Here is a 21,840-nt window from a genome sequence, read left to right as displayed (position 1 = left end):
TACCCATAAAGAACCCATGCGAAAATGAAATTTAAATAGGGGGGATTCAAAGTTGCAAGCAGAAGCTTTAGAACGAGAGTCCGCGTTGCTTAATGTTAAGAAAGAAAGTGCTGGAAGGAGATTGTGGAATAAAAACAAAGTTGCCCTGCTGTTCCTAACTCCGTGGCTGATCGGGTTAATTGTACTCAGTTTAATCCCAATGATTGCCTCCATGTACTTGTCTTTTACACATTATGACATGTTTAATATGCCAAAATGGACTGGTTTTGACAATTATATTAATCTCTTAACTTCGGATCTAAGATTCACCCAATCTTTAAAAGTTACACTTAAATATGTATTTATTGGAGTGCCTTTACAATTAATTATGGCCTTTGGTCTTGCGGTAGTATTAAATAGAGGTGTTCGAGGATTATCGGGGTTCCGAGCCATTTATTATGTACCTTCTTTACTAGGACCAAGTTTAGCGATTGCAATTTTATGGAAGCAACTTTTTGGAATGGATGGAATTATTAATGAATTTCTATCGATTTTCGGTATTGCTCCAAATAGCTGGGTAGCAGATCCATCGACTTCACTTTATACCCTTATTATTTTACTAGCATGGCAATTTGGTTCTCCAATGGTTATCTTTCTAGCAGGATTAAAACAAATTCCAACTGACCTGTATGAATCAGCTTCAATTGATGGTGCAGGTAGATTTACAAAATTATTTAAGATTACGATTCCTATGTTAACCCCAATTATTTTCTTTAATCTTGTCATGCAATTAATCAATGCTTTCCAGGCTTTTACACCTGCCTACATAATTGGAGGTCAAACAGGGGGACCTTTGGATTCTACATTATTCTATAATCTTTATCTTTATATTAAAGCTTTTACTGAGTTTCAAATGGGTTATGCTTCTGCGATGGCATGGATTCTATTAGCAGTCATTGCAGCATTTACTGGATTACTATTTTTATTAGCTAAAAAGTGGGTCCATTATGAAAGTTAAGGGGTGAGCTAGATTGCAAAAAGCAACACCATATTGGGCTGCAGGGAAATTTGTCTTATTACTAATAGGTGCTTTAATCATGATTTATCCTTTGCTTTGGATGCTGAGTAGTTCACTGAAACCTGACACGATGATCTTCAAAGAATTGGGACTATGGCCATCACAAATAACATTGGATAATTATTTTAAAGGCTGGGAAGGGACATCTGGTTTTACATTTGCAACATTCTTTAAAAACTCGTTTATTGTGGTCGGATTAAGTATCATTGGGAATCTAATATCCTGTTCCTTGGCTGCGTATGCGTTTGCACGACTTGATTTTTCATTCAAAAAATTACTTTTTGCTCTTATGTTTGGATCAATTATGTTACCTCATGATGTTGTTTTAATTCCTCAATATATTTTATTTAATAAATTGGAGTGGGTTAATACATTCCTCCCATTGATTGTACCTAAGTTTTTTGCTACACAAGCATTTTTTATCTTTTTAATGGTCCAATTTATTCGTGGGATTCCAAAGGGCTTAGACGAAGCTGCAAGAGTTGATGGTTGTGGTCATATACAAATCTTTTCAAGAATTATATTTCCACTAATGCTTCCTGCCATTGTTACTACGGCAATCTTTACTTTTATATGGACTTGGAATGATTTCTTCAGTCAATTTATCTATCTAAGTAATCCAAAGTTGTGGACCGTAACTTTAGCATTACGAGGTTTCCTTGATGCAACTGGTGATTCAATGTGGGGTGCCATGTTTGCAATGTCTATTTTATCGCTAATTCCTATATTCATCTTCTTTATTGCATTCCAAAAGCTACTAATTGAGGGGATTGCAACTACTGGAATTAAATAAGATGGACAACCAAGTTTAATAGAGCCAATTTTATAAAAAAGGGGGGAAGCAGGTATGGATTTAAAAGGAAGAACGGCCATTATTACTGGTGGAAGTACCGGTATTGGTCGAGCAATAGCACTTAAATTAGCAAGTAATGGAGTAAACATCGCTATTAATTATTCCAAATCTCTCTTAGAAGCTCAAAAGACGATCGATGAAGTGAAGAAACTGGGAGTGCAAGGAGAAATCTACCAAGCAAATGTTTCTAATTCCATTGAAGTAGAAGAAATGTGCAAGAGAGTAATCGATGATTTTGGAAAAGTCGATATTTTAGTAAACAATGCTGGTACAACTAATTATGTTGCCTTAGAGGATTTAAATGGCTTGTTAGATGAATATTGGGACAATGCCTTTAATGTAAATGTAAAAGGGGCATTTTATACCAGCCGCTGCTGTCAAGAAGAACTTAAAAGAAATAATGGGTGCATTATTAATATTACCTCAATTGCTGGTTTTAACGGTATGGGAAGTTCCATTGCCTATTCGGCTTCAAAAGCAGCTGGAATTAGCTTAACCAAATCACTTGCCCATGTTTTTGCTCCTGAAGTTAGGGTGAATTCGATTGCTCCAGGTATTGTTCAGACCCGATGGGTTGAAGGACAGGAAGATCATATTAAAAAATATAGTGATGGAACTCCATTGGGCAGAGTAGCTACTCCGGAAGATGTTGCAGAAATGGCAAGTGCTATCATTCAGGGAGGTGATTTTATTACAGGCCAAACTGTTGTGGTTGATGGAGGATTCACTCTTTAAAATAAATTTCTAGGAGGAACGTTATGTCAAGTAATCTGTTTTTTGGAGAAGGAATTGGTAGAGTTATTGTAATAAATCTATCAAGAGGAGATCTTTTACTTGAGGGTATCCGTGATCGATTAAAAGAGGAAGGTATTAAAAATGCAGTACTTTTTGGTGCTGTAGGGTCAATGCAAAAGCTAGTTTATCACTTGCCTACAAGCATGGGACCAACCTCTGAGGATAAATTTATAACCATACAAGGAAATGGACCAATTGAATTAGGTTCTCTTTCAGGAAATGTTATTGATGGTGATCCACATATTCATATTGTCGCTAAAGATAAAGAAGGAACGTATGTTGGCCACCTTGAGGAAGGTACTGAAGTATTATTTTTAGCGGAAATCATTCTTGCAGAAATGAAAGATTTAAACATTCACCGAGTGAAAAATGAACATGGTGTTGTTTACTTAGATCATAAAAATTAATAAAGAAACAAGAACATATATTTTAAAAATATTATTCATATAAAGGGAGAGAAAAAACATGACAACAACTTTAACTGTAACTGAAAAAGATAGAGCATTATTGAATGAACTTAGAAAAGTAAGATTAGCAGATTTATCAGATGGAATGGATGCCTTAGGGTTAGTAAACAAAGGATCCATGTCAACCGAGATGCGTCCAATCCGTCCTGGAATTTCATTTTATGGTTTTGCTTGGACGGTTAAATTAGCCCGTGCTGATGAAACATTTGAGAAGCCATGCGAAACAGTTGAAGAGTACTTAGATCAAAATAACAAATATTGTTCAGATATTTATTCCTTTATGGGCAGAATGAAAAATGAGGATTTAACCGATCATGTATTGGTTGTTGATATGGGTGGATATCCAGGAGGACTTCTCGGATCTGAAAACATGATGAAATATCACCTTTGGGGAATGGTTGGTGCAGTTGTTGATGGAGGCTGCCGTGATTCTTACGAGTGTAATTTGGAAGAGGTAAATGCATTTTGTACAAAACGTACCTATCACCATGTGTCTGGAAGAATGAAAAGTGATGGAGTACAAGTACCAGTAAATTGTGCAGGCGTAACGGTTGTACCTGGGGATATTGTTTGTGCCGATGATGATGGTGTTTTAGTCATTCCTAGAGATAAGGCTGAAGATGTTTTGAAATTTGCAAAGGCAATATTAGAAGCAGACCAAAAGATTCGCGCAGCGCACTATGAGGCACTTGGATATGAACCTGATGAGACCCTTAATAGACTAGGGAATTAGGATTAATTATCTAAAGGGAATATAATTCTTAAAATAAATACAGAACCACTTTTATATGGTTTTTACCTAAAAAGTGGTTCCTTTCTTTTTACTTCACTTGGAGGATCTCATTAACATACCTTTAACCATTAAAAATGTAAACTTTTCTGAATTTCCCTTGTATTTAAGTGATACATTGAATAAACTACATCTATAGGTTGACCATTTTATAAATTTGGTACTGTTATATTAATGAGAGAAGGTAAATATATATGCAAAAAAGTAAGTTTGAATTTGAGCCAATTAAAAAAGACCCTATCGTCATAGAACTTACACGAAGATTACTAGATTTTATTTTTTCCGGAAGCATACAACCTGGAGAAAAGCTTCCAACTGAACGCCAGCTTCAGGAAGCGTTAAATGTAGGTCGTTCATCCATTAGGGAAGCTGTTAAAGTCCTTAATGTCTTGGGAATTCTGGAAGTTAAGCAAGGAGATGGAACCTACTTAACAAAGGCAGACTCAGGGCTATTGCTTGAAACAATTGAATGGGGATTACTACTAGGGCAAAAACATACAATGGATGTCATTGAAGCAAGACATGATATCGAGATAGCAATCGTAAAATATGCTGCTGAGCGTGGCACCGAGGAAGAATTAAATGAGTTATGGTCTATATTAGAAAAACTTAAAGTTTCAACCAAATCAGATTTTGTAGAGCTAGATATTGCTTTCCATGTGAAATTGGCCGAAATGGCTAAAAATTCCGCACTAAAAAGTGTGCTATTAAGCTTGCAATCACTTTTAAGAACATGGATTAAAACGGTAATCGATGTGGCTCCTAATACGACCTTTTCTTATGAAGACCATTATGATATTTATGTTGCACTTGCAGACCATGATCCGGAAAAAGCTGAAATAGCTATGAAAAAACATATGGGTGATGCAACCCGAAGACTTATTGAAGAGATAAACAAAGAAGGAATGGGGAAGTAAAATTCCCTTTAATTTTTTTCTTTATATTGGTTGACCAATTTACGAATAAGAGGGGATTTTCATGAATTTTAATTTTTATATGCCAACAATGATTCGTGCTGAGAGAGGATTGGCTAAAAAAGTTGGCGATTTATTACATTCATTAGGATATAAGAAAGTATTTATTGTAACGGATAAAGGCGTAATAAATGCCGGAATTCTTCAAACAATTGAAAGTTCATTGAATGAATCTTCCATCCAATTTGAAATTTATGATGAGGTTATACCCAATCCAAGTTGTGAAAATATTATGGAAGGTGTAAAAAAATTAAGAGATTATAACCCTGATAGTGTGTTAGCGGTAGGTGGTGGAAGTAGCATTGATGCCGCTAAGGGAATTGCTGTTATGGCAAATAACTCCGGTGAAATTATCGATTATGAAGGAGTTGGAAAGATACCAAATGAGGGACTTCCGCTTATTGCTGTACCAACTACTTCTGGAACGGGAAGTGAAGTCACTTCATCAACAATCGTTACGAACACAAAAACACATTTTAAAGCAGCCGTAATTAGTCCTTATCTTTATCCTAAATATGCCATTCTTGATGCTGAACTCACTATTAATCTACCAATGGGCGTTACCGCTGCAACCGGGATGGATGCATTGACACATGCGATTGAATCCTACACATCTAAAACTTCAAATTTTGCCAGTGAAGCTTTTGCCCTTCACGCCATTGAAATGATTGGAGAAAATATTGAGAAAGCATATTTCGCCGGGACAGATTTTGAGAGCAGGGAAAAAATGCTAGTTGCTTCCATGCTGGCCGCAGCAGCATTTTCTCAGTCACGTTTAGGAAATGTTCATGCTATTTCACATACTTTCAGCGGTGTATTTAATGTTCCTCACGGAATTGCCAATGCTACGCTTTTACCATTCGTAATGAAATATAATTTGCCAGCATGCCCTGAGAGGATGGCAAACATCGCAAAGGCATTAGGAGAAAAAACAGATGGTGTTCCTGTTAAACAAGCAGCAGAATTAGCCATAGAGGCTGTTATTAGATTAAATCAATCTCTAAATATTCCTTCGAATATTAAAGAGCTTGGTGTAACTTTAGATTTACTTCCAAAGCTGGTTGAAGACTCAATGAGAAGTGGAAATGTGTTAATAAATCCGAGACTAACCAGCCCTAAAGATATAAAAGAAATTATTGAAAACGCATATAACGGGATTCTTTAATAGTTTAAGAGGGTGAACCTATGACAAAAACAAATTTCAATTTTGTTGTATTAAATGCAAAAGACAATGTGGCTGTAGCATTAGAAGAGATTCCATCTGAAGTAACTGTTTTAGTCACTGATCCAACGGGGGATTATGAAATAATAGTAAAAGATACCATCCAGTTTGGTCATAAATTTGCGATTAAAACGATTTGCAATGCTGACTATGTAGTAAAGTATGGAGAAATTATTGGACGGTCGATGAGAAAGATTGAGCCTGGAGAGCATGTTCATATCCATAATTTAGAAGGTAACCGAGGAAGGGGAGATCAAATTGGACAAAATCAATAAGCAAACATTTATGGGATACAAGAGACCCGATGGAAGTGTTGGAATTCGTAACCATGTATTGATTCTACCAACCATTACTTGTGCGACCCAAGCAGCCATGCAAATCACGAAATTAGTGCATGGCACCGTTTCATTTGTTCATCAGCATGGTTGTGCCCAGGTAGGTGATGACTATGAACAAACCTTTCGGACATATTATGGAATTGGAGCAAATCCAAATATCTATGGCGTTATTGTTTTAGGACTTGGCTGTGAAACCCATCAGGCAAAAAGTGTCGCTAGTGAGTTAGCTAAATCGGGGAAGCCTGTTGAATTAGTTTCCATTCAAGATGAGGGTGGTACGTTGGATGCTATATGTAAGGGAGCGAAGCTTGCTGCCAGAATGGTTCAAAAAGCTTCGGAACAAAGACGTGAGCCTTGTGAACTCAGTGAACTTATTGTAGGAACAGAATGCGGTGGATCTGATGCCTGCTCCGGTCTTTCTGCAAATCCTGCTGTTGGGAGAGTCAGTGACTTAATTGTCGAACATGGTGGAACAGCTATTTTAGCTGAAACTACAGAGTTAATCGGAGCAGAACATTTATTGGCACAACGTGCGGTGAGTCCACAGGTTTCAAAGACAGTTTATGAGATTATTAACAATATGGAAAAACGTGCCTTTAGCATGGGAGTAGATATCCGTACCGGTAACCCAAGTCCAGGAAATAAAAAGGGCGGACTAAGCACCCTTGAGGAGAAATCTTTAGGTGCAGCCAATAAAGCAGGAACCAGCCCTCTTCAAGAAATAATAGCTTATGCAGAAAAGCCTACTAAAAAAGGTCTTGTCTGGATGGATACACCAGGGCAGGATATTGAACAGCTGACAGGGATGACAGCTGGCGGTGCACAAATCGTATTATTTACAACTGGCCGTGGAACACCCACAGGTTCACCTATTGCCCCAGTTATTAAGATCAGTACAAACAGCCATCTTTATGAAAAAATGAATGATAATATTGATCTAAATGCAGGTACAATCATTGAAGGAATAGAAACAATTGATTCTGTTGGAGACAGAATTCTTGAGGAAATCATTTCTGTTTGTTCAGGGAAACTGACAAAAGCAGAAATATTAAAGCAAAACGATTTTGGCATTTGGAGAATTGGACCTACCTTCTAACTCTCGGATAATAGCATTCGATTAAATAAGAGTGATAATTCTAGCCAATTTAAAATAAATTGGTCCCTTTTCTCCTAGAGTTTCAGTAAAAAAGTAAAATAACTTGAATCTTGCACATTTACCCTAGACCCCTCCCCTGCGAGATAAAGAGTACCACGGAATAGGGCATCACCTTTTTATGTGATTGGTTGTGGTAACCTAAATTGATTTAAGAATAGTTTTATATTTTAAATCGAAGGGTGACATTTTTTATGAGAATAATATGTTATAAATCCGAACAAAAAGCAGACCAACTAGCTGCACTAACGAACAGCGATCAAATTTATATTTTACCTTATTATAGTTTCATACATCTTATGGAGGAAGCAGAAACTAAAAATCAGGGATGTTTATCTTTGGTGCAAGAGGTTATTCAAAATTCACTTCCAATTGAAGAAAAACTGGAAGAACTTCAATTGACGTTACCGATCCGCCCTGATGAAGTGTGGGCTTCTGGAGTTACTTATTTAAAAAGTCGAGAAGCAAGAAACTTGGAATCAAAATCGACAACGAATCAATCCATATATGACAAAGTTTATGAAGCTGAAAGGCCAGAAATATTTTTGAAATCAACTTTACGTAGAACGATAGGGCCAGATACGCCTGTTTATATACGGACTGATTCCAACTGGCAGATTCCGGAACCTGAACTTGGTCTGGTTTTGAGCAGTAAGGGTAAAATTGTTGGATATACGATAGGAAATGACATGAGCAGTCGAGATATCGAGGGTGAAAATCCATTATATCTGCCACAGGCAAAAGTTTGGAAAAACTCATGTTCTATTGGCCCTAGTATTCGTTTAGCAGAGACGGTCGAGGATCCTTATGATCTACTGATTACATGTCGAATTTATCGCAACAGTAACAAGGTTTTTGAAGATAGTGCAAACACATCACAGTTAAAAAGGAAATATGATGAATTAGTTTCTTTTTTATGCCGTGATAATGTGGTGTTTGATGGAACAGTATTGTTAACAGGCACATGCATTGTCCCTAGCGAGGACTTTACTCTCGCAGATGGAGATGTCATTGAGATTGAGATTAGTGGAATTGGTGTTTTAAGGAACCCTGTTCAAGTAAATAAAAGTGAAAAAATTACAAACTAGGAGGTTATGAACATGGCAACTTTATCTCAAACTAAAACATTTTTAAACTATATCAATGGTCAATGGCAGGTTGGTTCCTCCAATGATACATTGGCAAGTATTAATCCAGCCAACCGGGAAGTGGTTGGTTATGTTCAAAGCTCAACTAGAGAAGACCTAGATGCAGCGGTTCTAGCTGCGAAGCAAGCACAAAAAACGTGGAAAAAGTTATCTGGAATTGAGAGAGGAAATCTCTTATATAAAGCTGCAGATTTACTAGAAAAAAATCTGGATGAAGTAGCGGAAACCATGACAAGGGAAATGGGAAAAACTTTGGTTGAAGCAAAAGGAGAAACGGCCCGCGGTGTCGCTATTTTACGCTATTATGCTGGTGAAGGTGCAAGAAAAATGGGGGATATTATTCCTGCATCAGATAGTGGAGCACTTCAGTTTAGCAAACATATACCATTGGGTGTCGTTGGTGCAATCACACCATGGAATTTCCCTGTTGCAATCCCTATTTGGAAAGCAGCCCCGGCTCTAGTTTATGGAAACACAGTGGTTCTGAAACCAGCAACGGAAGCTGCTGTAACGGCTGCTAAAGTATTTGAGTGCTTTGAACAGGCAGGTTTCCCAAATGGTGTTATTAATTTAATAACAGGCAAAGGTTCGGTTATTGGACAAGGACTTGCTGAACATCCGGATGTTGCAGCAGTAACATTTACAGGTTCAAACTCAGTTGGTAAAAAAATTGGACAAACAGCTTCTGCCCGTGGAGCAAAATATCAGCTGGAAATGGGCGGGAAGAATCCGATTATTATAGCAAATGATGCTGATCTGGATCAGGCTGTAGCTGCCGTTCTAAGCGGGGGACTTAAATCTACTGGTCAAAAATGTACCTGTAGCAGCCGTGTTATTGTTCAAAGCGGTGTTTATAATCAATTCAAAGATAAATTAGTTGCAGAAGTGAAAAAGATTAAAGTCGGGAACGGTTTGGACGCAGAGTCTTGGATGGGACCTTGTGCTTCTGAAGAACAGTACAAGACAGTAAGATATTACATTCAAAAAGGAATCGAAGAAGGTGCAGACCTTTTAGTTGGCGGTGAAACTCCGAATTCACCTGAGTTTCAACAAGGGTTCTATGTACTTCCAACGGTTTTTGACAATGTAACGTCAAGCATGACGATTGCCAAAGAGGAAATTTTTGGTCCTGTCCTGGCTCTGATGAAAGTAGAAACAATTGAAGAAGGTATTGAGGTGGCGAATGATACTGAATTTGGTTTGAGTGCTTCTATTTTTACAAAAGATATCGGCAAAATCCTTACTTTTATTGATGATATTGATGCAGGTCTTGTTCGTGTTAACTATGAAACGGCCGGTGTAGAATTGCAAGCTCCATTCGGTGGAATGAAAGCATCCAGCTCGCATTCCCGTGAACAAGGGGAAGCAGCCAAAGAATTTTTTACAACAACCAAAACAGTTTTTATTAAAGGCTAAGGGAGACAAGGGGGAGGGTTCTTCCCTCCCCGCATCAACCAATTGTTTTTTATCTGATTTGTGCGAACATGGAAAAAGAAATTCCAAAAATAGCTTGAGCTACTACTTCTTATGTCAATCCTATTACATTTAGCTCATTCAGAAGTATTTCAATGAAATCATAAATAACGATTGGCGAACCGGATATTTCAATTTACCACCGTACCGCTTCTTGCAACCCGATGGTAAGGGATTTTTTTTTATGTAGGATTTGTTCTTGGGAAGGAGCTTTTAGTTGTGCAGTTTATTTTAATCGTATTACCTGTATTTCTTATCTTTGGAACAGGTTTTATAGGACAAAAGTTACTAAAGTTAGACATAAAATCTATTTCAACGATGGCCATATATCTTATGATGCCTTTTTTAACTTTCAATACCTTTTATACGAATAAATTTAATAAAGATTATGTTTATATGGTTTTGTTTAATATTGTACTTATTATCGTTTTAATACTTATTACAATTATTGTAGGCAAAATCTTAAAGGCCGATAGAGCTAGTTTGTCTGCTATGCTCCTAGGAACTGCTTTTCCTAATATGGGGAATTTTGGGGCTCCGGTAATTCTGTTTGCTTTCGGGGCAAATGCATTTGATTATGCCATAATTACGATGGTTATACAGACATTATTGATTAATACAATAGGGATTTTTATCGCATCCTTTGGCAGTGAAAAATCGACTACAGTTAAGGAAGCTCTTCTAAACGTATTGAAAATGCCCATCCTTTATGGGGTAATACTTGGAGTATTGTTTCAAATTACGCATTTAACAATACCAACATCGATTATTGAGGGTATACGTTTAATCGGATCAGCTGCCATTCCGACAATGACCTTGCTACTGGGGATGCAATTAGCAGAAATAAAATCACAGCAATTTGAAATGAAATATGTAACCTCCACAACAATGATTCGAATGATAGTCTCACCTATTGTAATTGCATTATTGGTCAGCTTTATGCCTGTAAATCATATGGTTAAAAATGTTTTTATACTATTAGCTGCGATGCCAATTGCAGCCAATACGACACTTTTAGCAGTACAATTTAAGACGAAACCAAATTTAGTTGCGTATACAACATTAGTTACAACATTAATTAGTTTAGTATCAATTCCAATAATACTATATTTTTTAGGATAGGATATCATAGGGGAAACATAATGTATAAACGATCCAAGATAGCCTTCGCAACACCTACGTCATCTAAGAGCTTGGTCCATTCTTTTGGGGAACTTGTTGGAAGTTAATATAATCGATGAATTGTTGTACAATTCCTTAATCAATTGGAAAAATAAATTGGTTCCCTACAATCCATCGCGGCGTACATCAAATCATCAATAATGACTAATTGCGATTCTTTAATTCTCTTAATCCTAGTTTTGGATTTCCTCGTTATGTCCATGGTTTTCAAGGTTTGGACCATGTCTCCCATTGTTATAAAGGAGACCCTGTAACCTCGTTTAATGGCTTTTAATCCTAACCCCAACCACCATGTGTGTTTTTCCCTTATGTGCTGCCGGACTGGTGGGTTAGATTCCAACGCAGTCCCGCCAATCTAGTCAAATAAATGAATCTTGTAAAGACCAAATATTAAACATGGTCTTTTTATTTTGAAGAAATAACTAAGGCTTCTGAAGAATATTTCTATCTATTCTCTTACGTTAAGTCTCTCCCTTATATTCATTTCATGAATTGGAAAAGTTAGAACCTCGGTAGAATAGGTATTGTTACAGTAGTATGTTTGATTTGTGAGATTGATGAGAGAAAGTTTACCTTCAGGCAGGACTGAAGCTCCTGTGTCACATGATATAAAATTGCCAGCACGATAGACACATGAATAAGTGGTATGGCCGTGGATCATCAGGCGATTCCCAATTGCTATTTTTAAGGCATCCTTATTGACGGTGTACATATCAGCTATATCCATAAACGTACAATCCTCATGCTGTTTGGTTATATCTCGAGACAAGTCAATACCCGCATGAACATAAAAGAATTCTTCGTCGCTATGGATGAGAGGGAGATTTGCAAGCCAGACAAGATGCTCATTGCGTTCCGTTATTCCATTAAAATGAGTTTTCATTTCTTCAATAACTTTGAGTCCTCCGTATAGGAGCCATGTATGACTTTTCCCGCCGAAAATATACTGTCTCATCATAATCTCGTGATTTCCTAAGACAACAAAGATATTTTCAGGATTCTGTTCCTGTAATTTCTTTACAAACTTGATTACTTCTACGGAGTCAGGGCCCCGGTCGATCAAATCCCCAATCAATACCAACTGATCTACTTTAGGATTAAATTTTACAGCATCAAGTAAAGTAACCATTGGTTTATATTGTCCATGTATATCGCTTATTGCAAATTTTCTTTTCATTCCATTAACCCATCCTACTGTCAAGGAGACTATTATTATTTCTAATGATAGAATTGCTTAGTGTGTGTATAAACCATGTTACATGTTACAATTCTAGCAAAACTTATTTTGAAAGTCTAAAACACTTCTTGGTATTGGATAGAATTCCATAGACCGTTCCAGAAGCGTACCTTAACGAAAGAAATCTAAAATTAATAGTATTAAATGTGAAAAAAGCAAAAAAGCTAAGCAGGTTGACATTCGTTCACCTGGTCAGCTTTTTTGCTTTTTTCGAAACGTTAAGTAAGTGCATCGTGTATTACATTTCTTTGAGAAAAGAGGGGAAGGTTCTCATGCCAATTTTCTTTTCCTTAGAGCAAACTAAAGACCGACAGAACCGTCCCCATGGTCACATCCAACAATGAAGGTGTGGTTATCTAGTTTGTTACGTGTGAATTTTTCGAATCCACATCGAGCGATTTATTGTTATCCATCCGATTAAATAGGGTCGCTAATATTGGGCCAGATATATTATGCCAAACACTGAAAATAGCACTTGGTACAGCAGATAATGGTGAGAAATGTGCGGAAGCAATGGCAGCACCTAAGCCAGAATTTTGCATTCCAACTTCAATTGCAACTGCCTTTTTCTTCGATAAATCCATCTTAAATAACTTTCCAAAGGAATAGCCTAATAAATAGCCAAGGACATTATGTAGGACAACAACAGCAAAAATGATTAACCCTGTTTTAGCAATATTTTGTTGGTTAACAGATACTACTGCGGTTACAATCGCAACAATTCCGATAATGGATACAAGCGGAAGGACCTTTACACTTGCCTGTGCTTGACGATTAAATAATTTCTTAATGATTAGCCCTAGGACAATAGGTACTATCACAATTTTAACAATAGAAACAAATAGGCTACCTGGATCTACAGGAATCCATTCGCTTGCAAGTAATAAAATAAGTGCTGGTGTTACCACAGGTGCTAGTAGTGTTGTCACTGAGGTAATGGTTACACTTAGAGGAACATCACCTTTCGCCAAGAAAGTCATAACATTTGATGAAGTCCCCCCCGGACAGCAACCTACTAAAATGACTCCTACAGCAATTTCAGGAGGTAATTGTAATCCTTTTGCAAGTAAAAAAGCAAGAACAGGCATGATTAAAAATTGACCAACAACTCCAATCGCCACATCCTTTGGACGTCTAAAAACTTCTTTAAAATCTCCTGCAGACAATGTTAGTCCCATTCCAAACATAATAATCCCTAAAAGGAGGGAAATATGTGGTGCTATCCACGTAAATGCGGATGGCCAAAAAAACGAAAGGGCTGCAAATAATAGCACCCATACGGCAAAGGTACTACCGGCGAATTGGCTTACTTTCTCTAAAACTTTCATTTTTTTCACCTCTGACTTTGAATTTTTGTAATGAAAAGTATTATAGAATACTTTTTGAATAAAAACAATAGTAAGAATATTAAATTATCAAAAATTAAAAAATTAGTAGGGAATTCCCTTATTTTGCTCTTGTTTTTTTGTTAATGTTTATAGGTAGTCTGAAAAAGTTGGTGTGAAGATTGAGTAAAAAGAAACAAAAACGTAAATCAAGGAAGAAGGAAACGGGTACGTTCGGTGCGGTACTAATGCTATTTGGCTGTTTTTTCGTCGTACTGATTTTAGGCTGGTATATGATGGTGGGGCATTTAGATGGGGAAACTTTTCATGGGGTCGTGGAGCTTCCCTTAAAGGAGAGCTATGCGAACCCAGTATTTGAATTGGCATTTATACTCTGGGTCATTGGAATTCCGAGTACCATTGTTTTTCTCATATTAATGGTAATGGACAAAAGCGAATTTATTATATCCTGTTTTTATAGTGTTCCCATTTTTTTATTAAGTTTGGGCTTTACAATTCAGTATATGGTTTTGTTAGTTAAAGTTGGTGCTGAATCTTTATGGTGGGTTTATGTTGCTGCAGCAGTCCTCGGCTTCCTAATAGCTAATCTCTTAATCTATTTGGATAAAAGTAAATTGCGTCCTATTTTGTTTGGACTGGGTACTCTGCTAATAGTCCTTAGCTGGATTCTGCTAGTCATAGCAAACTCTGCAGATGGTCATTATATTATTATTTATAAGGATAAACTAAGTGGAAGTTTCGCGATTAAAACAATGGTAGGAACCCTTCAATCGATAGGGATTATGATTTTCATGATTATATATGGGTTTATTTTGAACCTTCGATTTGGTAGGGAAGAGTAAGTGTTCTTTCTAGACGCGATCTAAAAAAACGCACAGTGGATTTCACTTGTGCGGTTTTTTAGTGACTGCCCCTGTATGTCAAGTTAGTATGAACGTGTATTTTTTATAATTAGATAATAATAAGAATGAAAATATAATAGAATTAAAGAAACGTTTATTTGTATTTGTAGTGAAACAGGAGAGGAAGTGGAGTATGAGATATCAACGAACGTTTTTTATGATTAATGATTTGGTAATCGAAGTCAAGAAACCTGAAATAACGTTAAAAAAAGTCATAGTAGCCAAAATTAAAATAGAAAATGAAGAATATAGAATGCTCCGAAAAAAATTCGATGAAGATGTATTCCATATAGAGAAAAAGCCTGATGGATGGTACATAACAGAAAAAGAATAAGCACTCTGAGTTGATAAATACCAAAATGTATTTTTTACAATTCTTCATCAATTGTTTACTGAATATTTACATAAATCCTATCTTTTCTTAAAATTTCTCAATTAATCTATTACTAGATTCAAAATATACATAATTGAGGAGAGATAGTGAATGAATAATGAAACTTCTAAAAATGGCTTAAACAGAAGAGACTTTTTAAAAGCAGGAGGAATGGGTACACTTGCTCTTACTCTTGGATCAACTGGTGTGTTAGCACTCGGTTCGAAAGCATTTGCGGATAGTACGAATAATCCTGCCAGCGGTTTTGGCGGATATGGTCCTTTGGTTCCGGATCCAAATGGAATTCTCGATCTTCCACAAGGGTTTCATTACAAAATTATCTCCAAAGAGGGAGAGCTGATGTCAAACGGGGCAAAAATTCCGGGAGCCTTTGATGGGATGGCAGCTTTCGAGGGACCTAAAAATACGACCATTCTTGTACGTAACCATGAATTAGGGGCAGGCGCAGCTTTTGGTAGCAATCCTTATGATGCGGCAGCCAAAGGTGGTACAACGGCTTTAGTTGTAGGAGCAAACCGAGAAGTTATGGATGAATATGTTACCTCTTCTGGTACGATTCGAAATTGTGCTGGCGGAGCAACACCTTGGGGTACTTGGCTGACTTGTGAAGAAACACGTTCCGCAACACACGGATATGTATTTGAAGTAGATCCGACCCAGCCGGAGAACGAAATGTCCAGAACTCCAATCAAGGAAATGGGCCGCTTTTCCCACGAAGCCTGTGCGATTGACCCAGCGACAGGATATGTATATTTAACGGAGGATGCAAGCCCAAGTTACCTTTACCGTTTTATTCCAAATGACTTAAGCCAAAAACCAGGCGCACTACAAAAAGGCGGTAAGCTTTATGCGGCGGCGATTGAAGCGGTCACGGATCCATCAGCAAGTACATTTAAAACAGGACAAACATATAAGATTGTTTGGAAGGAACTAGATCCTCATTTGTGCCGCGAAGATGCTAAGGCACAAGGCTGCATTGAATTTAGTAGACTAGAAGGAGCGTTCTTCCAAGAGGGTGTTTTCTGGTTCGACGACACCTCTGCCGGTGATAAAAAACTTGGACGCGTATACCGTTATATTCCTCACACTAATACATTGGAGCTTTTCTATGAGGGCAATGATGCACGAGAAATGGAATATCCAGATAATATCTGCATGACTCCATGGGGTGACCTTTGGTATGCAGAAGATGGTTCTGGCCAAGATCGATTGATGGGAATTACCCCTGAAGGCAAAGTCTATCCTTTTGCCGCTAACCGACTAAGTGATTCTGAATTGGCTGGCCCTACCTTCTCACCTGATGGAAACACACTGTTTGTTAATATTCAAAGCCCAGGCAAAACCTTTGCCATTTGGGGACCATTCCAACGCAGAAACTCTGCACGTGCAAGGGAAATGTCCTATGCTGCTCCTGCGAACCTAGCACCACAAGTTTCAGATAAAGTGGCTAAGGCTGCCGAGGAACAAGGTATGTCCATTTTAGAAGCGGCAGCATTTGAGCGCCATGGTGTGCAATTAATCTAATTTAGGGAAATCAAATAAACGTAACTTTTTGATTTCGTTTTGATCACATTGATGTTTTTATAAATTATATAGGTTATTTAACTAGCTGCTCAAATTGTTGGGCAGCTTATTTTTGCATTTTTTGCAACTAGTTGAATAAAAAATGTCGAATTTTAGAATATAATTACTATTTTTGTAGAATTATCAGTAAAAATAAAATATTCTAATTATTTTGTTGAAATAGGTGAATAAAAATTATATAATCCTAGGTGTACTAGTATATTAGTTATACTAGTGTGATTTAAATACTTTACATAAGTATTTTTTACCAAGTGTTTGTAAGCGGTATCAACTATTTGGGGGTGAGAAGGGGCGCAATACTAGCTAGTAGATGGGTTATTGGTGAAGTACATAACTGGCTTCCGGCACAGGTTGTCATGATTGGCGCAGTACATTATTTTTCAAAAAATAAATTTAGTAAATACATTCATACCACTAATGTTACAAAGCTTTCTTGGTACAACACCGTTCTTGATTTATTTGATGGAAAAACTCATCCACCGTAGATGAATCATGTATGGTAATTTGATTGCAATGACAATTTTGTCGGTTGCCCAGTATTCATTATCTTTTGATTTTCCAGCGTTATGTAGAGGGAATTGCTACTCATGGACTAAAAGGATGATTTCGGTATAGGCATTACTGATATGAATGGATAGTCTATTAGAGGTGAAGCATGAAACTATTAGCGGAAACAAATATAAATAATAAAAGGTCTATCAGGGAACATGTTTATACTGCTATTAAGACCCAAATCTTAAAATTAGAACTCGAACCTGGAAGAAAGATTTCTGAAAAGGATATAGGTGAAACATTACAAGTCAGCAGAACACCGATAAGGGAAGCTTTTCTAAAACTAGAGCAAGAAGAACTTTTGGAAATATATCCTCAAAGAGGAACGTTTGTTTCAAGGATTAATTTAGATCAGGTAGAAGAAGCAAGGTTTATGAGGGAAAATATTGAAAGAGGAATTGTTCGGCTTGCTTGTGAACAGTTTCCAGAGGATTATTTTATCCAATTAGAAACCAATATTACCATGCAGAAACTATTCGATGAAAAGAAAAATTTTACCAGGCTATATGAATTAGACGACCAGTTTCATCAAATTCTTTTTGACGGTTGTAAGAAAAGTAGAACATGGGCAATTTTGCAGCAGATGAACACTCACTTTAATAGAGTAAGAGCTTTACGTACATCCTTAGGGATGAAGTGGGATTTTATCATTAATCAGCATGAACAGATTTTCAACCTTATTAAAAGCAGGGACGTAGATTTAGTAGAAAAGGTAATAACAGAGCATTTACAAGTAGTGGTATTTGAAAAAGCTGTATTAAAAGAAAAGTATCCAAACTATTTTAAATGAGTCGTTAAACTTCTTCGACCTTTGCAAAATATATCTTTGAGGAGGCAGAAAATTGATTAATGTTGCAATTATTGGTGCAGGAGCTATTTCACCCGCGCATATTAAAGGATATTTGGAATTTCCAGATAAATGTAGAATTGTAGCCATATCAGATATCTATCTGGAAAAGGCAGATAAAGTTGTTAACGAGTATAATCTCGAAGCAGTTACGGTGAAAGATTACAAGGAGCTGTTGAACCGAGGGGATATTGATTTAGTTTCAGTATGTACACCCCCTTACACTCATGCTCAAATAGCGATTGATTTCTTAGATGCTGGTAAACATGTTTTGGTTGAGAAACCAATGGCGTCTTCATTAGAAGAATGTGATGCCATGAATGCGGCGGCCCAAAGAAGCGGAAAAATCTTATCGGTTGTTGCTCAGAACCGTTTCCTTAACCCGATGATGAAGTTAAAACACATACTGGAACAAGATATGATTGGGCCAATTGTCCATGTTCAGGTTGATTCCTACTGGTGGAGAGGTCACTGCTATTATGATTTATGGTGGCGCGGAACTTGGGAAAAGGAAGGTGGCGGACCTACGTTGAATCATGCTGTTCATCATATTGATATATTCCAATGGATGAATGGAATGCCATCTGAAATAACCGCTGTGATGAGTAATACCTCACATGATAATGCGGAAGTGGAGGACATCTCGATTGCCATTGGACGTTACAATAGTGGATGTTTGGCACAAATTACAAGTTCTGTCGTCCATCATGGTCAAGAGCAGCAATTAATTTTCCAAGGGAAAAATGCACGGATTTCTTCACCTTGGAAATTAAAAGCTTCTAAATCAAAAGAAAATGGGTTCCCAGAGGACGATAATCAATTAGAAGAAGAAATTCAACGTGCCTATGATGCACTTCCGGATATTCCATATGAAGGACATCCTGGTCAGATTCACAATGTGTTAACAGCAATCGAAAATGATTCAGAAGTTTTGATTGATGGGTATCAAGGAAGAAAAACACTTGAATTAATTACAGCGATTTATGAGTCGGCAAGCTTCGGAAAAACTGTGAAACTTCCATTAAATCAGGACAGTCCTTTTTATACTAGAGAGGGGTTGTTAAAACAATCAGTTAAGTTCTATGAAAAAACAAAGGCCATTGAAAACTTCGGCACTAGCTCTATTACTTTATAAAATTGTTTTGAGTTGAAAAAGGGATTTCCCTTTGAAGAGATGAGGAGGAGAACCAATGGATAAAATGGATGGAATGAATTACGCACCAAAAGGTCATGTTTCTAAAGTAGTGAAAGAGGGAGAATTTCCTTTCGCAGTTATTGGCTTGGATCATGGTCATATTTATGGAATGTGTAATGGATTAATTGAAGCGGGTGGCGAATTAACCCATGTGTATGATTCAGATCCTCAGAAGGTAAAAGCCTTTTGTGAAAAATATCCTGGTGTAAAGGCAGTATCATCAGGCGAAGAAATCCTGGAGAATCCTGAAATTAAATTGGTAGCGAGTGCTTGTATTCCTTCGGATCGAGGACCTCTAGGCTTGAAAGTACTGGACCATGGGAAACACTATTTTGCCGACAAACCTGCATTTACCAAAATAGAACAAATAAGAAAAGCGCAGCAAAAAACAGCTGAGACGGGACTAAAATGGGGAATTTACTATAGTGAACGTCTCCATGTCGAAAGTGCTGTGTTTGCAGGGCAGCTTATAGAAGAAGGGGCTATAGGCAGAGTGGTCCAAGTAATCGGAACAGGTCCTCATCGTGCGAATGCGAACAGCCGTCCAGACTGGTTTTTTGATCCAGAATCTTACGGTGGGATTTTATGTGATATTGGAAGCCATCAAATTGAGCAATTCTTGTATTATACAGGTGCTAAAGACGCCAAAGTCCTTCATAGTAAGGTGGCAAACTACAAGTTCAAAGACTACCCATCCTTCCAAGACTTTGGTGATGCCACTCTTGTAGCAGATAATGGGGCTACCTTTTATTTCCGCGTAGACTGGCTGACACCTGATGGTCTCGGGACATGGGGAGATGGACGAGTAGTAATTTTAGGAACAGAAGGATATATAGAGGTTCGGAAATATATTGATATCGGCAGAGAAAGCACCTCGAATCACGTATATCTAGTAAACCATGAAGGTGAAAAGCATATACAGGTGTCCGGAAAGGTTGGATTCCCGTTCTTTGGAGAATTTATTCTTGATTGTTTAAATGGAACAGAAAATGCCATGACGCAAGCTCATGCATTTAAGGCAGCAGAGTTATGCATAGTAGCCCAAGAAAAGGCAGAATTTATTGAAACAGCAGATCAAAAAGTGACACTTAACTCATAAAACTTTTAACTTGAGAAATAAAAGTGAAAATTAGCAGGGCGATTCTACATGGCAATCAATTCCTTGGGCTATCTCACCTCTGTCAGTCAACTCGCTTTCGCCCTGAAAACGCAAGACTCCGCTCTATGATTTTTGAAAATTACAAAGATATTCAGTATTTGCAATTCTATAATGTTAATTTTATCTTAAATCCATACCTCTGCATGAGCGTCAAAGGATACGATTCTAATTAGTAGAACGGAGGTCGTAGTTTATGAAAGTAATAGATAGTGATCTTGCTTTAAATAAAAAGACTAGCATTGAACCGTCACTGATAAAGAAAAAGGGATTCCTTTATTATCTAAAGCGTGATTTTATCATCTACCTTATGTTGGTCATCCCTGTGGCCTATATATTGACATTTAAATATGGCTCCATGTACGGCATACAAATAGCCTTTAAGGATTACAACATGTTTACGGGTTTGAGTGAGAGTACATGGAATAATTTTGCAACATTCAAGGAAATATTTGCAAATCCGCAATTCTTTCAGGTAGTTAGAAACACATTGGTGCTTAACGGCTTGGATTTAATTGTGGGATTTCCGGCACCAATCATTTTAGCTATCCTAATAAATGAACTTGCATTTAAAAAGTTTAAGAAGATCAGTCAGACAATACTGTATATGCCGCATTTCCTTTCCTGGGTTATTATCGGCGGAATTGTTACTCAGCTGCTTGCGCCAACAGGAATGTTAAACTCATTTATTACCCGTATGGGTGGAGATGCATTCCCGTTTCTAACGGACAAATTGGCTTGGGTTGGAACTTATTCTTTAGTAGGAGTATGGCAGAGTGCAGGGTGGGGTACAATTTTGTATCTTGCTGCTATGACGGGAATTGACAAAGAGCTTTATGAGGCTGCTGACGTGGATGGCGCAGGAAGGCTAAGGAAAATTTGGCATATTACACTGCCTGGTATAAGACCGACCATTGCAATACTTCTGATCTTGCAACTCGGACATATTATGGCAATTAATTTTGATCGTCCATTCACTTTGCAAAACAACCTTGTTATGGACTATGGTGACGTTATCAGTACCTATGTTTATCGTGTAGGTATTCAATCCGCAAATTTTTCAGTTGGTGCAGCTGTGGGTCTGTTCCAATCTGTTATTTGCTTAATATTTCTGGTAACTTCCAATTTTATTACTAAGAAATTAGGCGGGAAAGGAATATGGTAAGGGGGTACTT

Annotated in this window: 22 protein-coding genes and 1 pseudogene; 20 read left to right on the top strand and 3 right to left on the bottom strand. The window is 37.3% G+C overall.

The window, feature by feature from the left end; translation table 11 throughout:
* Positions 1-85: 85 nt before the first annotated feature.
* The 12 genes from M3189_RS00235 to M3189_RS00180 all read left to right on the top strand — a co-directional run bounded on the left by M3189_RS00235 (position 86) and on the right by M3189_RS00180 (position 11,392).
* Positions 86-997, top strand: a complete 912-nt coding sequence (locus tag M3189_RS00235) for a carbohydrate ABC transporter permease (RefSeq protein WP_435368051.1) — start codon at positions 86-88, stop codon at positions 995-997.
* A gap of 13 nt (positions 998-1,010) precedes the next feature.
* Positions 1,011-1,850 (top strand): carbohydrate ABC transporter permease, encoded by an 840-nt coding sequence (locus M3189_RS00230; RefSeq protein WP_251630712.1) that lies wholly within the window; start codon positions 1,011-1,013, stop codon positions 1,848-1,850.
* Between the two features lie 54 nt (positions 1,851-1,904).
* Complete coding sequence (locus tag M3189_RS00225; RefSeq protein WP_251630710.1) at positions 1,905-2,645, top strand: SDR family NAD(P)-dependent oxidoreductase; 741 nt, start codon at positions 1,905-1,907, stop codon at positions 2,643-2,645.
* 23 nt (positions 2,646-2,668) lie between these two features.
* Positions 2,669-3,112, top strand: a complete 444-nt coding sequence (locus M3189_RS00220) for a PPC domain-containing DNA-binding protein (protein WP_251630708.1) — start codon at positions 2,669-2,671, stop codon at positions 3,110-3,112.
* 58 nt (positions 3,113-3,170) lie between these two features.
* Positions 3,171-3,905, top strand: coding sequence for an RraA family protein (locus M3189_RS00215; protein ID WP_251630706.1), 735 nt, complete (start codon positions 3,171-3,173; stop codon positions 3,903-3,905).
* A gap of 251 nt (positions 3,906-4,156) precedes the next feature.
* Positions 4,157-4,879, top strand: coding sequence for a FadR/GntR family transcriptional regulator (locus tag M3189_RS00210; RefSeq protein WP_251630705.1), 723 nt, complete (start codon positions 4,157-4,159; stop codon positions 4,877-4,879).
* 61 nt (positions 4,880-4,940) lie between these two features.
* Entirely contained in the window at positions 4,941-6,101 is a 1,161-nt protein-coding gene (locus M3189_RS00205; protein ID WP_251630703.1) for an iron-containing alcohol dehydrogenase, read from the top strand.
* A 20-nt stretch (positions 6,102-6,121) separates the two neighbouring features.
* The gene (locus M3189_RS00200) at positions 6,122-6,433 is read left to right on the top strand and encodes a UxaA family hydrolase (protein WP_251630700.1); all 312 of its coding nucleotides are present in this window, start codon (positions 6,122-6,124) and stop codon (positions 6,431-6,433) included.
* Positions 6,434-6,443: 10 nt separating this feature from the next.
* Positions 6,444-7,592: a UxaA family hydrolase gene (locus M3189_RS00195; RefSeq protein ID WP_251631995.1), complete on the top strand. Its 1,149-nt coding sequence runs from the start codon at positions 6,444-6,446 to the stop codon at positions 7,590-7,592.
* Between the two features lie 251 nt (positions 7,593-7,843).
* A complete protein-coding gene (locus tag M3189_RS00190; protein ID WP_251630698.1) occupies positions 7,844-8,737 on the top strand; it encodes a fumarylacetoacetate hydrolase family protein in 894 nt (297 codons plus the stop codon).
* Between the two features lie 12 nt (positions 8,738-8,749).
* Positions 8,750-10,213: an alpha-ketoglutaric semialdehyde dehydrogenase GucD gene (gucD, locus tag M3189_RS00185; protein ID WP_251630696.1), complete on the top strand. Its 1,464-nt coding sequence runs from the start codon at positions 8,750-8,752 to the stop codon at positions 10,211-10,213.
* Between the two features lie 276 nt (positions 10,214-10,489).
* Complete coding sequence (locus tag M3189_RS00180; protein WP_251630694.1) at positions 10,490-11,392, top strand: AEC family transporter; 903 nt, start codon at positions 10,490-10,492, stop codon at positions 11,390-11,392.
* A 25-nt stretch (positions 11,393-11,417) separates the two neighbouring features.
* Here M3189_RS00180 and M3189_RS27265 read toward each other — a convergent pair.
* From M3189_RS27265 to M3189_RS00165, 3 genes and pseudogenes are all read right to left on the bottom strand, one after another.
* Positions 11,418-11,757, bottom strand: a pseudogene (locus tag M3189_RS27265) (ATP-binding protein); the annotation flags it as partial.
* Positions 11,758-11,900: 143 nt separating this feature from the next.
* Positions 11,901-12,629, bottom strand: a complete 729-nt coding sequence (locus tag M3189_RS00170) for a metallophosphoesterase family protein (RefSeq protein WP_251630692.1) — start codon at positions 12,627-12,629, stop codon at positions 11,901-11,903.
* Between the two features lie 416 nt (positions 12,630-13,045).
* Positions 13,046-14,017, bottom strand: coding sequence for a bile acid:sodium symporter family protein (locus M3189_RS00165; RefSeq protein WP_251630690.1), 972 nt, complete (start codon positions 14,015-14,017; stop codon positions 13,046-13,048).
* A gap of 179 nt (positions 14,018-14,196) precedes the next feature.
* On the opposite strand from M3189_RS00165, the gene M3189_RS00160 reads away from it, so the two are divergent.
* From M3189_RS00160 to M3189_RS00125, 8 genes are all read left to right on the top strand, one after another.
* Entirely contained in the window at positions 14,197-14,877 is a 681-nt protein-coding gene (locus M3189_RS00160) for a hypothetical protein (RefSeq protein ID WP_251630688.1), read from the top strand.
* A gap of 193 nt (positions 14,878-15,070) precedes the next feature.
* Complete coding sequence (locus M3189_RS00155; protein WP_251630686.1) at positions 15,071-15,271, top strand: hypothetical protein; 201 nt, start codon at positions 15,071-15,073, stop codon at positions 15,269-15,271.
* Positions 15,272-15,421: 150 nt separating this feature from the next.
* Positions 15,422-16,855 (top strand): alkaline phosphatase PhoX, encoded by a 1,434-nt coding sequence (locus M3189_RS00150; protein WP_251630685.1) that lies wholly within the window; start codon positions 15,422-15,424, stop codon positions 16,853-16,855.
* 335 nt (positions 16,856-17,190) lie between these two features.
* Positions 17,191-17,400, top strand: a complete 210-nt coding sequence (locus tag M3189_RS00145; RefSeq protein WP_251630684.1) for a hypothetical protein — start codon at positions 17,191-17,193, stop codon at positions 17,398-17,400.
* Positions 17,401-17,570: 170 nt separating this feature from the next.
* On the top strand, positions 17,571-18,257 hold the full coding sequence (locus tag M3189_RS00140; protein ID WP_251630683.1) for a GntR family transcriptional regulator: 687 nt from the start codon (positions 17,571-17,573) through the stop codon (positions 18,255-18,257).
* 52 nt (positions 18,258-18,309) lie between these two features.
* Entirely contained in the window at positions 18,310-19,449 is a 1,140-nt protein-coding gene (locus M3189_RS00135) for a Gfo/Idh/MocA family protein (protein WP_251630682.1), read from the top strand.
* A 55-nt stretch (positions 19,450-19,504) separates the two neighbouring features.
* Positions 19,505-20,608 (top strand): Gfo/Idh/MocA family protein, encoded by a 1,104-nt coding sequence (locus M3189_RS00130; RefSeq protein WP_251630680.1) that lies wholly within the window; start codon positions 19,505-19,507, stop codon positions 20,606-20,608.
* A 253-nt stretch (positions 20,609-20,861) separates the two neighbouring features.
* Positions 20,862-21,830 carry an ABC transporter permease gene (locus tag M3189_RS00125; protein ID WP_251630678.1) on the top strand — a complete coding sequence of 323 codons (969 nt, stop codon included), beginning with the start codon at positions 20,862-20,864 and terminating at the stop codon, positions 21,828-21,830.
* Positions 21,831-21,840 lie beyond the last annotated feature (10 nt).

Source organism: Neobacillus niacini (assembly GCF_023715415.1).
GTDB lineage: Bacteria > Bacillota > Bacilli > Bacillales > Cytobacillaceae > Neobacillus > Neobacillus niacini_C.
This window is presented reverse-complemented; position numbering and strand designations above follow the sequence as displayed.